Source organism: Streptomyces mayteni (assembly GCF_054783955.1).
In genome coordinates this window covers 22,090-35,244 of the sequence record NZ_BAAGPR010000001.1, presented here as the reverse complement: position 1 = coordinate 35,244, position 13,155 = coordinate 22,090, and the positions used below count along the sequence as shown (strand labels likewise).

The 13,155-nt window shown below is 72.9% G+C and carries 12 protein-coding genes; 7 read left to right on the top strand and 5 right to left on the bottom strand.

Annotation, left to right across the window (positions count from 1 at the left end; translation table 11 throughout):
- The first annotated feature begins 138 nt into the window (after window positions 1-138).
- Window positions 139-1,533 carry a UDP-N-acetylmuramoyl-tripeptide--D-alanyl-D-alanine ligase gene (locus tag ACYVPE_RS00165; protein ID WP_461031237.1) on the top strand — a complete coding sequence of 465 codons (1,395 nt, stop codon included), beginning with the start codon at window positions 139-141 and terminating at the stop codon, window positions 1,531-1,533.
- Here the strand turns inward: ACYVPE_RS00165 and ACYVPE_RS00160 are convergent.
- A complete protein-coding gene (locus ACYVPE_RS00160) occupies window positions 1,457-2,614 on the bottom strand; it encodes an amidohydrolase family protein (protein ID WP_461031236.1) in 1,158 nt (385 codons plus the stop codon). The genes ACYVPE_RS00165 and ACYVPE_RS00160 overlap by 77 nt on opposite strands.
- Between ACYVPE_RS00160 and ACYVPE_RS00155 the strand changes: the two genes are divergently transcribed.
- Window positions 2,607-3,068: an ABC transporter permease gene (locus tag ACYVPE_RS00155; RefSeq protein WP_461031235.1), complete on the top strand. Its 462-nt coding sequence runs from the start codon at window positions 2,607-2,609 to the stop codon at window positions 3,066-3,068. The two genes, ACYVPE_RS00160 and ACYVPE_RS00155, sit on opposite strands and share 8 nt — an antisense overlap.
- Before the next feature lie 28 nt (window positions 3,069-3,096).
- Entirely contained in the window at window positions 3,097-3,459 is a 363-nt protein-coding gene (locus ACYVPE_RS00150) for a universal stress protein (RefSeq protein WP_461031234.1), read from the top strand.
- A 197-nt stretch (window positions 3,460-3,656) separates the two neighbouring features.
- On the opposite strand, the gene ACYVPE_RS00145 is transcribed toward ACYVPE_RS00150, so the two are convergent.
- Complete coding sequence (locus ACYVPE_RS00145) at window positions 3,657-6,488, bottom strand: AfsR/SARP family transcriptional regulator (RefSeq protein WP_461031233.1); 2,832 nt, start codon at window positions 6,486-6,488, stop codon at window positions 3,657-3,659.
- A 200-nt stretch (window positions 6,489-6,688) separates the two neighbouring features.
- Between ACYVPE_RS00145 and ACYVPE_RS00140 the strand changes: the two genes are divergently transcribed.
- From ACYVPE_RS00140 to ACYVPE_RS00125, 4 genes are all read left to right on the top strand, one after another.
- Window positions 6,689-7,453: a calcium-binding protein gene (locus ACYVPE_RS00140; protein ID WP_461031232.1), complete on the top strand. Its 765-nt coding sequence runs from the start codon at window positions 6,689-6,691 to the stop codon at window positions 7,451-7,453.
- Window positions 7,454-7,537: 84 nt separating this feature from the next.
- Window positions 7,538-7,945, top strand: coding sequence for a peptidase inhibitor family I36 protein (locus tag ACYVPE_RS00135; RefSeq protein WP_461031231.1), 408 nt, complete (start codon window positions 7,538-7,540; stop codon window positions 7,943-7,945).
- A 95-nt stretch (window positions 7,946-8,040) separates the two neighbouring features.
- Entirely contained in the window at window positions 8,041-8,685 is a 645-nt protein-coding gene (locus tag ACYVPE_RS00130; RefSeq protein WP_461031230.1) for a hypothetical protein, read from the top strand.
- 750 nt (window positions 8,686-9,435) lie between these two features.
- Window positions 9,436-9,846, top strand: a complete 411-nt coding sequence (locus ACYVPE_RS00125; protein ID WP_461031229.1) for a carbonic anhydrase family protein — start codon at window positions 9,436-9,438, stop codon at window positions 9,844-9,846.
- Between the two features lie 56 nt (window positions 9,847-9,902).
- Here ACYVPE_RS00125 and ACYVPE_RS00120 read toward each other — a convergent pair whose 3' ends face one another.
- Genes ACYVPE_RS00120 through ACYVPE_RS00110 form a run of 3 tightly spaced genes read right to left on the bottom strand, consistent with a single transcriptional unit; the run spans window position 9,903 to window position 13,077 of the window.
- Window positions 9,903-10,757 (bottom strand): carbohydrate ABC transporter permease, encoded by an 855-nt coding sequence (locus tag ACYVPE_RS00120; RefSeq protein WP_461031228.1) that lies wholly within the window; start codon window positions 10,755-10,757, stop codon window positions 9,903-9,905.
- Window positions 10,754-11,740 carry a carbohydrate ABC transporter permease gene (locus ACYVPE_RS00115; RefSeq protein ID WP_461031227.1) on the bottom strand — a complete coding sequence of 329 codons (987 nt, stop codon included), beginning with the start codon at window positions 11,738-11,740 and terminating at the stop codon, window positions 10,754-10,756. The genes ACYVPE_RS00120 and ACYVPE_RS00115 overlap by 4 nt, the downstream gene beginning before the upstream one ends.
- Window positions 11,737-13,077, bottom strand: coding sequence for an ABC transporter substrate-binding protein (locus ACYVPE_RS00110; protein WP_461031226.1), 1,341 nt, complete (start codon window positions 13,075-13,077; stop codon window positions 11,737-11,739). The genes ACYVPE_RS00115 and ACYVPE_RS00110 overlap by 4 nt, the downstream gene beginning before the upstream one ends.
- Window positions 13,078-13,155: the final 78 nt, after the last annotated feature.

Here is a 13,155-nt window from a genome sequence, read left to right as displayed (position 1 = left end):
CCGATCTCCCGGTCCTCGGTTCGGCCGCCGCACCCGAACGAGGGAACCCGAGAGCGAATCGTTCGACTACGCGGGGATTTCCCCGGGTGCACGGGTATTCGGTGGGTCCTGGCCGGTACCCGGCGGCAAGGAGGAACCGTGGTCCCGCTGTCGTTGTCCGAGATCGCCGCGGCCGTCAGGGGCACGCTGACGGACGTCCCCGACCCGGCGGCGCGGGTGTGGGGGCCCGCCGTGTTCGACTCCCGCAGGGCCACGCCGGGTTCGCTGTTCGTCGCCCTGGGGAACACCCACTCCGACGCCCACGCCTACGCGCGGGCCGCCGTCGCGGCGGGAGCCGTGGCCGTGCTCGCGGCCCGCCGGGTCGGCGCGCCGGCCGTCCTGGTGGGCGACGTCCGGGCCGCCCTCCCGCTGCTCGGCCACCACCTCGTCCGCCGGTTGCCGGCCACCCGGGTCGTCGGCATCACCGGATCGGCCGGCAAGACCACCACCAAGGACCTGGTCGCCGCACTGCTGTCCGACGTCGGGCCCACCGTCGCCACCGACGGCAACGCGAACAGCACCGTCGGACTCGCCGCCGCCGTCAGCCGCGCCACGACCGACACCCACTACCTCGTCCTGGAGATGGGTGCCCGCGGCGTCGGACGCATCCGCGGGCTGACCTCGCTTGCCCCGCCCCGGATCGCCGTCGTCACCAACGTCGGCACCGCGCACCTCGGCGAGTTCGGCGGCCGGGACCGGATCGCCGAGGCCAAGGGCGAACTCGTCGAGGCCCTGCCCGCCGAGGGCCTCGCGGTGCTCAACGCCGACGACCCCCTCGTGCGCGCCATGGCCGGGCGAACGGGGGCCCGCGTCATCTTCTACGGCCAGGCCCCGGGCGCCGACCTCCGGGCCGAGGACGTCGAACTCGACGCCGGCCGGCCGCGCTTCACCCTCCGCACCCCGGAGGGCTCCGCGCCGGTGCGCCTGAGGCTCCTCGGCCGGCACCATGTCGCCAACGCCCTCGCCGCCGCGTGCGTGGCCCGCGAGGCCGGCCTCGGCGTCGAAAGGACCGCCGTCCTGCTCTCGGCGGCGACCGCCCGCTCGCACTGGCGGATGGAGACCCACGACCGCCCCGACGGCGTCACCGTCATCAACGACGCCTACAACGCCAACCCCGACGCGATGCGCGCCTCGCTCACCACGCTCGCCGCCATCGGCCGCGAAGCCGGCCGCCGCACCTTCGCCGTCCTCGGCGCCATGGGCGAACTCGGCGACGACAGCCGCGCCGCCCACGAGGCCGTCGGCGCGTTGGCCGGCGAGCTCGGCATCGACCACGTGGTGACCGTCGGCGGCCCCGACGCCGCGTGGATCTCGGCCGCCGCGGGCGCCGCCGGAGTCCACGCCGTCCACATCCACGACCAGACCGCCGCCCTCGCCACCCTCGACAGCATGCTGCGCGGCGGCGACGTCGTCCTCGTCAAGGCGAGCCGCGGCGCCCGGCTCCAGAAACTGGCGGCGGCCCTGCTCCAACCCGACACCCCCCACCCTGGGTAGACCCCGGCTGGACCCCGGTCGAGAGAGCCGGTACGCCGAGGACGTAGGTCTGCCTGACGGCGCGGTCGTCGCCGAGGGTGGCGAGGGCGAAGAGGCGTTCCCTGAAGGTGCCGGCCGCCTCGGTGCGGCGTTTGAGGAGGGGGGTGGCCGCCCAGTCGAGCACGACGAAGTCGGCCTCCCGCCCCTTGCGGAAGCTGCCGATGTGCTCGTCGAGGTGGAGCGCGCGGGCGCCGCCGAGGGTGGCCAGGTAGAAGGCGCGCAGCGCGGTGAGGGTCTTGCGGCCCTGCTCGGGGACGCGGTCGGGGTAGGTGTTGCGCAGGGCGACGACCTTGTAGGCCTCGTTCATGGTCTGGAGCATCGAGTAGCTGGTGCCGCCGCCCACGTCGGTGCCGAGCGCCACGCGGGCGCGGGCTCGGCCGGCGCGGTCCAGGTCGAACAGGCCGCTGCCGAGGAAGAGGTTGGAGGTGGGATTGAAGGCGGCGCCGGCGCCCGAGTTGGCGAGGAGGGCGCGGTCGGCGTCGTCGATCCACACCGCGTGGCCCCACATGCCGCGCGGGCCGACGAGGCCGCACCTGTCGTAGACGTCCAGGTAGGAACGCGGGCGCAGGTCACGGAACTTCTCCAGCACCGCGTCCACCTCGTCGCGGTTCTGGGCGAGATGGGACTGGACCCACAGTGGTTCGCCGGTGTGGCGGGACTCCTGGTAGAGGCGGCCGGCCATGCGCAGGGCGCCGAGGGTGGAGGTCAGCGCGAACCTGGGGGAGACGGCGAGGTATTCCGGGGGTACCGTGCCGCCGTTGTCGTCGTCCATCAGCAGCTTGCCGGAGACCATCCGAAGCCTCCGCAGGTGCGCCTCGGCGAAGAAGGCGTCGGTGGCGAGCGGGTGGGTGGTGGTGTAGACGCACGCGGTCGTGGTTCCGGCCTCCAGGAGCCGGTCGAAGAAGAACGAGGTGGCCGCCCGGGCGTAGTCGAGGTCGGCGAACCGCATCTCCGCCGGGTACATGTAGCCGGTGAGCCACGGCAGGAGTTGACCGCCGGGGCTGGCGACGGCGTCGACCATCGCCCGCGTCTCGGTGCTCACCGGCCACGTGCTGGGCAGCCTGATCCAGACCCTGCTGAGCATCGCCGTCGTGCTCGGCGTCGCGCTGCTGGTGGGATTCGAGCCCACCGCACACCTCGGCGAGTGGCTCGGCGTCCTCGGCGTGCTCGTGCTGATCACCTTCGCGCTCACCTGGCTGTGCGTCGCGCTGTCCATGGTGACCAGGAACGTCGCCACCGCGAGCAACCTGCCGTTGCCGCTGATGATCCTGCCCATGGTCGGCAGCGGGTTCGTCCCCACCGACTCGACGCCCGCGGGGCTGAGGTGGTTCGCCGAGTACCAGCCGTTCACCCCGTTCATCGAGACCCTGCGCGGGCTGCTGCTCGGCACCCCGATCGGCGACGGCGCGACCCTGACGATCGGCTGGTGCGCGCTGATCGCCCTGGGCGGCTACCTGTGGGCCAGGAGGCTCTACAACCGCGAGCCCACCAGGTGAGCGCCCCGCGACGCGAAATGCGACAGCCGTGGTGCGGGCCGCCAGGGAAGCCGGGCGGCGTCGGGCCGGGCTTCGCGGTCCCGGTGCTGGAGCGGAGCTCGTCGCCCCGCACACCCGGCCGTCGGGCACCACGGACGCGGCGAGCGCGGCACGCCTGCTGGCACAGGTGCTCGCCGGCCGCTGCGAAAGGTATCCGGACGTCACGGTCCGACAGCGGGTGGCGGACGGCGACCCCCGCGAGGCCCTGATCGAGGCGAGCGGGACCGCCCAACCGCTCGTCGTCGGCGCCAGGGGAGGCGGCGGCTTCACCAAGCCGCTCCTGGACTCGGTGAGCCAGGCCCTGGTCCACCACGCGCTCTGCTCGGTCACCGTCGTCCGAGGCGGGCGGTGACCGAGCGGCACGGGGCGCGCGGTCGCTTCGTGCCTCGACCGCCCGTCACCCGGTGACGGGCGGTCGAGGTTCCCCCCCAGCACACCTCGCGCGTCCGGACCATGTACGGACCGCGCTCGGATGCGCCAGCGGAACTCACGCTAGGCGTGCGCCATAACCGAGCCGTAACCGACGCGTAGCCGCCCAGGTCAGGGCGGCTAGATCAGCGAGATCTTCCTGGTGACGCGCGCCCGCAGGTGGCTGTTCTCCCGGCTGTTGAGGTCGTCGAGTACCTCCCGCGCCCGCGTCTCCTGGGCTCGCGCCGCGTCCTCCCGGCCGAGGCCGCGCAGGGCCGTGGCCAGCCAGGTGCGCTGTTGGGCCATCACGAACGGGTCGAACGGCTGCTCGGAGGCGTGCCGGAGCGCCAGGTCCGACCAGTGCAGCGCCTTCTCGAACTCCTCCACCTCCAGGTGGTACTCGACCAGCACGCTGGCGCACATGGTCCGCTCGTAGGGGAGCGTGGCCGTCTCGTAGTTCGACGTCAGCAGCCGGAGCGCCGCCGCGTGGTCGCCGAGGAACAGGTGGCAGCGCCCGAGGTTGTTGACGAGTTGTGGGCGCATCTCCTCGATGCCCGCGGCGACGGCGTCGGCCAGCGTCCGTTCCGCGACGGCCACGGCCTCGGTCAGCCGACCCATCGACCCCAGGCAGGGCACCAGGTTCAGCGAGGCCGCGACGGCCTCCGTCTCCTCGCCGGTCGCCCGGTACAGCTCGATGCTCCGTTCCAGCAGGTCGAGCCCCTCGGCGCCGCGGCCCTGTTGCCCGGCCACCTTGCCCAGCTGCGCGTAGGCCACGGCCTGGGCGAACCGATCCGCCCGGCGCCGGCCCACGGTCAGGGTGATCTCGCACAGCAGGCGCTGCGCGCGCCAGGCCAGCCGCATCGCGAAGTAGCTCTCCAGGGCCTGGACGGCCTCCAACGAGAAGGCGGACAGCGGCCGTTCACCCAGCTGCTGCTCCGCGTCGTCGTACTCGGGCGCCGACAGCTGCTCGGCGAGGCAGAGCACGTCCTCCAGCACCTCGTCCGCCCAGGGCAGCGACTCGTCGACGGAGCCGAACTCCCGCCCGACCGGATACCGTTCGGCGCCCGCCCGGTACCGCGTGTCGTAGCGCCGCTGCAGGGCGAGGGGCGTGTTCACCCGGTGCAGGGATCCGAGGTACCACCGCGCCAGCCCCGCCACCCGTGCGTCCCGAGGCCGGGCCGGCAGGCGGGCGGCCTGCCAGGCCGCCGCCGAACGCACCAGGTCGTGCGGCACGTAGACGCCGGGCCGGGGGCTCGCGGCGATCTGGGCGTCGGTCAGCCGCTCGAGCGCCGCCCTGGCCTCCGCCTCCTGGCAGTCGGCGAGCGCCGCCACCGTGTCGGTGCCGAACGACCGCACCGCGACCGCGCCGAGCAGCGGGAAGATCTCCGCCGCGCGCCGCCCCGCCGGGTCGGTGCCCGCGGCGAGTTGGTCGATGCTCACCATCAGGCTGGCCCGCAGGTCGACGTCGTCCGCGGTCAGTTCGTCCATCCGGGAGCGCTCGTCGTCGAGGACGGCCGTCCAGTCACCGACGCGCCAGCGCGGGCGGGCCGCCATCCGGGCGGCGATGATGCGCAACGCCAGCGGCAGGTGGCCGCACTGGCCCACCAGCTTCGCCCACTCCCCGGGCGCCGCGCCGCTCCCGGCGTCGCCCGCGACGGTGCGCACCAGCGTGACCGCCTCCGCGGTGGTGAGGGTGGTGAGGTGCAGATGGTGCCCCCCGCGAACCCCGGTGAGCGCGAGCCTGCTGGTCACCAGGGCCGCGGAACCGGGCTCCTCGGGCAGCAGCGGCGCCACCCGCGCCGCGTCGAGGGCGTTGTCCAGCAGGACCAACACCCGCCGCCCGCGCAGCCGTTCCTGGTAGAACGCGGCAGCCGCGGCCGGCTCCGGCGGGATCGCCTTGCTCGGCGTGCCGAGGGCGGCGAGCAGCCGGGCCAGCGCCTCGGTCACGTCGAGCGGCGGATCGCGCGGGTCGGCGCCGCGCAGGTCGACATACAGCAGGCCGTCCGGAAAGCGGTCGGCGACCTCGCGGGCCGCGCGCACCGCCAGCGCCGACTTGCCGACCCCGCCGGGACCGTCGATCAGACAGACCGCCGGGGCGACCGCCGCGTCGCCGAGCCAGCCACGCAGTCTGGCGAGTTCGAGGCCGCGGGCGACGAAGGTGGTGGTGCTGGGCGGGAACACCGCGGACGCGCTCGTGGCCGTGGCCGTCACGGAGGCGGCCGGCCGCGTCGGAGGCGCCGGATCGGGTTCGTCCCGCAGCAGCGCCGCCTCCAACGCCCGCAGCGCGGCGCTCGGTTCGATGCCCAGCTCCTCGACCAGCCGCTCCCGCGTCTCCCGGTAGGCCGCCAGGGCCTCGGGCGTGCGGCCGCAGCGGTGCAGTGCCACCATCGCCTGGCGCGTGAACCCCTCGCGCAGGTGGTGGGTTCTGGCCGCCGCCACCACCTCGTCGACGATGATGGTCTGCTCGCCGAGGGCGAGCATCAGCTCGAACCGCTCCTCGAGCGCGGAGAGCCGCACCCCTTCGAGTCGGGGCTGCTCGAAGGCGCGGAGCGGCGAGTCGCTGAGGTCGCAGAGCGGGACGCCGCGCCACAGGCCGAGCGCCCGCTCGAGCAGGGCCGCGGCCCGCGCCGGCTCCTCGGCGGAGAGCGCGCGGGAGAGCCGCACCCCTTCCTCGAACCGGCCGAGGTCGGTCTCGGACCGGTCGGCGCGCAGGCGATAGCCGCCCGACTCGGTGGTGATCCGCTCACCGGGGACGATCCTGCGCAGCCGCATGACGTAGTTGCGGAGCGTCGCCGCGGCGCTCGGGGGCGGTTCCGTGCCCCAGAGCTGTTCCGCGAGCTCCTCGATTCGCACCACCTGCCCCGCGCGCAGCGCGAGCGCGGCGAGGGCGGTGCGCAGGTTGGGCGCGGTCACGGGCAGCGGCGTGCCGTCGTCCGCGAGCACTTCCAGCGGCCCGAGGAGCCGGATGTCCATGGCAACCCCCAAGCCGGCTGTGCGGCCGCGACGTGTCCGGCCCACCATTTTCCCATGTGCGTACGGACGTTGGCGCGATCCATGGTGCGCGCGGGGCGCTGGTTTCGCGGTGGGCTTGCCACCGAATGGTGGACGGGAGGGCCGAGTGGCAGCAGAGTTGTTAAGTCCATGACAGCTCTGATTCGCGGTGAGGACGCCCCATGTCTCTGTTACGGATCTCCTCGGCAGGCGCCGCCACGGCCCTGGCCCTCCTGACCTCGGCCACCCTGACCTGGCCAGCCGCCGCGGCCGCCGCCACGACCGGCGGAACGACCGGCGGCACGGCCACGGTCGGTGCCGACCGGGGCCGCCAGTCGATCACCTTCCGCGCCGCCCCTGGGCAGGCCAACGACCTCCAGGTCATGGATATGCCGGGTGGCGGGGACGTGCGGCGGATCGCGTTCAACGACGAGGTGCCGATCAGGGCCGGCGACCACTGCGCCCAACCCGACCCGAACGACGCGACCCGGGTGGTCTGCGAGTTGCCGGCGGACGGCCCGCGCTCCGACAGCATCAAGGTCCTGCTCGGCGACGGCGACGACACGGCGTTCACCGAGTCGCCCGGCGTCTCCGTCGTCGACGGCGGCGCGGGGAACGACGAACTCCACGCGCACTCCGCCCACACCGTCATCGGGGGGAGCGGCGACGACATGCTCATGGGCGGCGTCGTCATGCTCGCCGGCGACGGCATGGACCACCTGATGGGCGACGGCAGGAACCAGTACCTGTGGGGCGGCGCAGGCGACGACCACATCGAGGCGTCGGGCGGCGACGACATCGTGTACGCGGACTCGGGCGACGACCACGTCGACGCGGGCGAAGGCGACGACATCGTCTTCGGCGGCCGGGGCGACGACACCCTCGTCGGCGGTCCGGGCACCGACCGGCTCTGGGGCGGTCCCGGCACCGACGAGATCACCGAGTAGCCCCCGACCGCGTCACGGGTCTCCCCGTCGTGGCCGTCTCCCGATAGCGTCGGGCACTTCGAGCCGATCAAGGAGTGTGAGTGGATGAGGAAATCGACGCGCGCCTCTCTCCTGCTGGCGGCGGCCGTGGCCGCCACGGTGCTGCCGGCCACCGCGGCGCAGGCGGCCGACGGGTACGACCGATGTCCTGACGGCCACTACTGCATGTTCTCCGGTCTCGACGGCACCGGCGACATGATCGCGCTGGACGCCAGCACCCCGGATCTCGCCGCGCTCGGCATGGACGACCGGGCCAGGTCGGACTGGAACCGTACCGGGTCCACCATCTACCTCTGGTCGGACGTGGACTACAGCGGCTGCACGGCCGTCACCTCCGCGGGGCCGACCGGGAAGGGCAACTTCTTCCCCAGCTACCGGGACTTCTTCAGCTCCGTACAGATCGGCGGCCCCGGCGGCCTGAGTTGCGGCACCCCGCCGGGCGAAGGTCGCTGACCGTCCCACGGCACCGCCGCGAAGTCGTCCGCGGCGGTGCCGTTGGCGTACCGTACGGGCCTGCGCGAGGTCAGGACGGCGACGTGAGGAACGAGATGAGACGTGCGAAGTCGACGGCGGTGCGCCGGGTCGGCGGCATCGGCGTGCTCGCCCTGGTGGCGGCACTCGCCATGACGGCCTGCTCGGACGAGTCCGAGGAGTCGGCCGACACGCCTTCGGACGCCGGCGAGTCGTCGGCGTCCCCCGAGGAGTCCGACGCCGCCGCGGACTCCGACGACTCGGACGACTCCCAGGCCGCGGGGCCGGGCAGCGGCCAGGCCACCGCCGGTGACGCGGTGGCGGCCTGGGTCACCGCGATCGTCGAGGACCAGCCCGTGGACGCCTGCCTCGCCATGGCGACCGAGGGCGCCGACGGTACGCCCGTGGCCAACACCGCCGAACTCTGCGAGGACGAAGGGCCCGAGGCCGAGCAGGCGCGGCAGGGAGTGAGCGCGCTCCGCGAGTCCTTCCTCCCCGAGAACCCGGGGGTGCCGCCCGTCGTCGAGACGGCCGAGGGCACGGAGTCGGGCGGGACGACCACCTTCGACGGCGAGCGGATCACCGTGGACGGCCAGACGCTCCAGGACATCATCGTGTCGAACTCCACCGGCGTGGAGCCCGGCCAGATCGGCATCGAGGTCGAGACCACCGAACTCGAGGGCCGCTGGTACGTGACCGACATGGGCCTCTCCATCGGCTGACCCGAGGTCAGTCGGGGGCGCGGTCGAACACGGGGGTGGCGGCCGCCTCGTACGGCAGGTCGGAGATCAGCTCGGCGTAGCGGCGGTCCAGCGTCCAGCGTCCGGCGTTGGCGCGCGGTGCCAGGGCCCGCGGCCAGGCGCGCCGTCCGTTCCTCGTGCGCCTCGGTGATCTCCTCGGCGGTCGCCTGCCACGCGGCGTGGTCCGGCAGCCGGACGAGCTCCACGCAGGCCGGCCGCCGGCCCTCCGCCAGCGCGGCCACGGCCCGGTCGTGGCCGTCGAGGAGCAGCCAACCGTCCAGGAACGACACCCACCACAACAGCACGGGCGCGAGGGTGCCGTCGCGCGCGTGCTTCCGGTACGCCCGCACGCGCGGGGCGTCAGGGGCCGAGACCGGACGCAGTGGCAGCACGCCGTGCCAGCCGCCCCCGCAGAGCAGTTCGAGGGTGGCGTCCGGCCAGTCCACGACGAGGTCGCACTCCCAGATGCCGGGCGTGCGGGTGTCGCGCCTGGACAGCCGCCAGCGCCCGTGGTGCGGTGGGCCATGCCCGGACTCCTCCAGCCACCCCGCGTACCGGTGGGGCCAGTCGGCGCCGGCCCGCATCGCCGCGGCGGACAGCGGTGGCAGCGCGGGCGGGCCCGCCCCGCGGTCCGGCACGGCCAGGACGAGACCGCGCCCCGGCAGCGGTTCCCTCGTCGCTCGGGTCATGGGGCCATCGTCCCCCGCGTCTTGTAGGAATACTTACCCGATTTTGATCATTGGTGAGCACACGGAGGACGGCGAACACACCGCGATGGAGATGCACTTCGTCCACGCGGACGCCGCCGGCGAACTCGCCGTCGTCGGGGTGCTGATGGAGCGGGAGGCGGGGGAGTCCGCCTTCACCGACCTCTGGCCGAACCTCCCGACCGAGGAGGGCGAGGAGGCGGCCGTCGACGAGCCGTTCGACCTCGCCGAGTTCCTGCCGGAAGGCCGCGACCAGTACCGGTACGACGGCTCGCTGACCACCCCGCCCTGCACCGAGGGCGTGCGGTGGATCGTGCTCGACGACCCGGTGTCCGTCACCCCGGGTCAGGTCACCGCGTACCGGCACATCTTCCACAAGAGCAACCGGCCGACCCAGCCGCTCAACGACCGCGTCCTGACCCTCGTCGAGGACTGACGACGGGGGGTGCCGTGACCCACGCCCCGCCGGCGTGGGTCACGGCGGCCCGGTGCTCAGCCCTTGAGCCCGCCGGCCAGCAGGTCGGCGCGCCAGAACCGTTGCAGCGCCAGGAGCACGGCGATCAGCGGCAGGATCGAGAGGGCGGAGCCGACGATGATCAGCGGGTAGAGGTCGGTGTCCCCCGCGCCCTTGGCCAGGAACGAGTAGAGGCCGAGCGTCATCGGGTACTTGTCCTGGTCGGAGAGCATGATGAACGGGAGCAGGAAGTTGTTCCAGATCCCGACGAACTGCAACAGGAACACGGTGACCAGACCCTGCGTCATCATCGGCAGCACGATGGTGGCGAAGATCCGCAGCTCCCCGCTGCCGTCCACCCGCGCCGCCTCAAGCGTCTCGGTCGGCACCGCCGCCTGCGCGAACACTCGGCAGAGGAAGATCCCGAACGGGTTGATCACGGTGGGCAGCAGGACCGACCAGTAGGTGCCGGCCAGGCCAAGCTCCGCCAGCAACAGGTACTGCGGGATGGCCAACACGATCCCGGGTACCAGGACCCCGGCCAGGATGAAGCCGAACAGCACCTCGCGCCCCCGGAACGCGAACTTCGCCAGGCCGTAGCCCGCCATCGCCGAGACCAGCGTCGAAGCCAGCGCGCCACCGCCCGCGTAGATCAGCGAGTTGAGGCCCCAGCGCCAGAACTGCCCGTCGCCGTAGGTGCTGAGCGTGGTGAGGTTGTCCCAGAGACCGGTGCCGGGCGCGAAGGTGAAGCTGGTGAAGAGCTCGCGCGGCGACTTGGAGGACGCGACGAGCACCCACACCACCGGCACCAGGCAGTACACCGCGCCGGCCAGCAGCACCAGGGTCGCGACCGGCGCCGTCCGCGCCCCGGCCCTCGGGGCGACGGCGCTCACGCGTCACCGCCGAAGGTGCGCCGCTGGAAGAAGCGGAGGACGACGAGGGAGACGAGCAGCGTGCCGACGGCCAGGACGACCGAGGCCGCCGCGGCCCCGCCCAGGTTGTCGTTCATGAACGCCTCCTGGTAGATCTTCATCAGCGGCACCCAGGTCGAGGAGATGGTGGTCGTGATCGGCCGCAGCGTCGCCGGCTCGCTGTAGAGCTGAATGGTGCCGATGATCGAGAACAGGCCGGTCAGCACGAGTGCCGGGGCCACCAGCGGCACCTTGATGCGGAGGGCGATGGTCCGCTCCGAGGCGCCGTCGATCCGCGCCGCCTCGTAGATCTCCGTCGGGATCGACCGCAGCGAGGTGTAGATGATGATCATGTTGAACCCGACGCCCGACCAGAGCGCGATGTTGGCCAGCGAGAAGTAGAGGGTCGGGTAGGAGAGCATGTCGAGCGGGCCGCCGCCGAGTTCCTTGGCGAGGTAGCTCACCGGGCTGGTGCTCGGCAGGTAGAGGAAGCCCCACAGCAGGCTGGCGATCACCCCGGGCACCGCGTAGGGCAGGAAGATCGCCGTCCTGGCGAAGCCCGCGAAGCGTACCCGCGGCGTGTCGAGCAGCAGCGCGAAGAGCAGGGCCAGGCCCAGCACGCTCGGCACGGCGATCAGCCCGTAGCCGAGCAGCCGCCCCAGGCCCGCCAGGAACTCCGCGTCACTGAAGACGGCCGTGTAGTTGTCGAGGCCGATGAACCCCTCGACGCGACGGCCGTAGGCCCCCGAGCCCTCGACCCGCAGGCCGCGGAAGCTCAGGTACAGCGCGTAGCCGATGGGCACCAGCAGGAACGCGACGAAGAACGCCATGGCCGGGGTGACGAAGAACCAGGGGACGAGCCGGCGCCTGGCCTGGCGACCCCGACGCGGCGGCGCCTGCTCCCGCCGGGCGCCGCCCACGGAACGGGCGCCCGGCGGAAGGGTGGTGGCCCGCTCCGCGGTCATCGCCGCACCGGGTAACCGGAGTTGGCCAGATCCTCGACGACGGTCTCCTGTGTGGCCGTGTACACGTCGCGGAACGGGGTGCCGTCGAGCGCGGCCTGGTTGAGCGCGTCGCCGAACGCGCCCTGCGCCACGTTCACGTTGGGACCCCAGGTCATCGGGATCGTGGTGTCCTGGATGACCTGGTCGGCCATCGCGTAGAAGTCCGTCTGCTCGGGCATCAGGCGCGGCGGGTCGCTTTCGAGGGTGGCCGCCCGCCCGCCGTTGCCGCCCGGATAGAGGTCCAGGTCGAGGAGCAGCTCGGAGCCCTCGTCCGAGGCGCCGAGCCAGGCGGCGAACTCCGCTGCCTCCTCGGCGTGTTCTGACTTCTCGGGGATCAGGTAGGTCGACCCGCCCTGGAACGGCACCGCCGGGTCGCCGGGCGTCCACTGCGGCAGCGGCGCGGCGGCCCACTGCCCGGCGGTGTCCGGGGCCACCGAGTACAGCACGCTCGGCGCCCAGGCGGCGGCCGCCCAGCTGAGGATCCGGCCGTCGTTGATCTTGGCGTTCCACTCGGGGGTGAGCAGTGGCTCGACGGAGACCAGGTCGCGTTCGACGAGGTCCTGCCAGAAGTCCGCGGTCCGCAGCGACGCCTCGTCGGCGATGCCCACCGTCCACCCCTCGTCGTCGGCGCTCCACCAGCGGGAGCCGGCCTGGGCGGCCTGCGCGGCGAAGAACTCGAACTGGCTGGCCGAGAAGCTGGCGATGTAGACGTCGGGGTCCTGGGCGTGGATGGTCTCGGCCGCCGCCGCGTACTCCTCCCACGTCGTCGGCACCTCGACCCCGTACTCCTCGAACAGGTCGGCCCGGTAGGTGAACATCATGGGGCCGATGTCCTGCGGCACGCCGTAGACCCGGTCGTCGACGCTGTTGAGTGCCCAGACGTTCTCGTCGACGTTCTCCCGCGCGTCGGCGACGTCGTCGGTGATGTCCCGGACCACGCCGGAGACCACCAGGGAGGGCAGCGCCCGGTACTCGACCTGCACGATGTCCGGCACGTCGTCGGCGCGGTCGGCGGCGAGCAGCTTGGACGAGGTCTCCGCCGTGCCACCGACCTCGGAGAGCCTGATGGTGACGCCCGGGTGCTCCTCCTCGTACCGTTCGATGATCGCCTGGGCGGCGGGATCCGCGCCCTTGAGGCTGTAGGTCCAGAACTCCAGCGTGACGGGCCCGTCCGCCTCGTCGGAACCGGCGCCGCACCCCGCGAGGACGGTGGTGGCGCCACCCACGGCTATGGCCGTCAGCGCGCGGGCGAGGCGAAATCGGCCTGCGCCGCTACGAGTTCGCGGTGGCGTGGTCATGCACATCTCCTTTGACGCACAGGGGAAGCGTCCCGCTTGTCCCTGTCTGAGGTTGCCTTATGCTCATGGCAACGTTGT

Coding starts and splice junctions, on each gene's coding strand:
- ACYVPE_RS00145 (WP_461031233.1), bottom strand. CDS start 6,488: ATGGACATCCGGCTCCTCGGGCCGCTGGAAGTGCTCGCGGACGACGGC.
- ACYVPE_RS00140 (WP_461031232.1), top strand. CDS start 6,689: ATGTCTCTGTTACGGATCTCCTCGGCAGGCGCCGCCACGGCCCTGGCC.
- ACYVPE_RS00135 (WP_461031231.1), top strand. CDS start 7,538: ATGAGGAAATCGACGCGCGCCTCTCTCCTGCTGGCGGCGGCCGTGGCC.
- ACYVPE_RS00130 (WP_461031230.1), top strand. CDS start 8,041: ATGAGACGTGCGAAGTCGACGGCGGTGCGCCGGGTCGGCGGCATCGGC.
- ACYVPE_RS00115 (WP_461031227.1), bottom strand. CDS start 11,740: ATGACCGCGGAGCGGGCCACCACCCTTCCGCCGGGCGCCCGTTCCGTG.
- ACYVPE_RS00110 (WP_461031226.1), bottom strand. CDS start 13,077: ATGACCACGCCACCGCGAACTCGTAGCGGCGCAGGCCGATTTCGCCTC.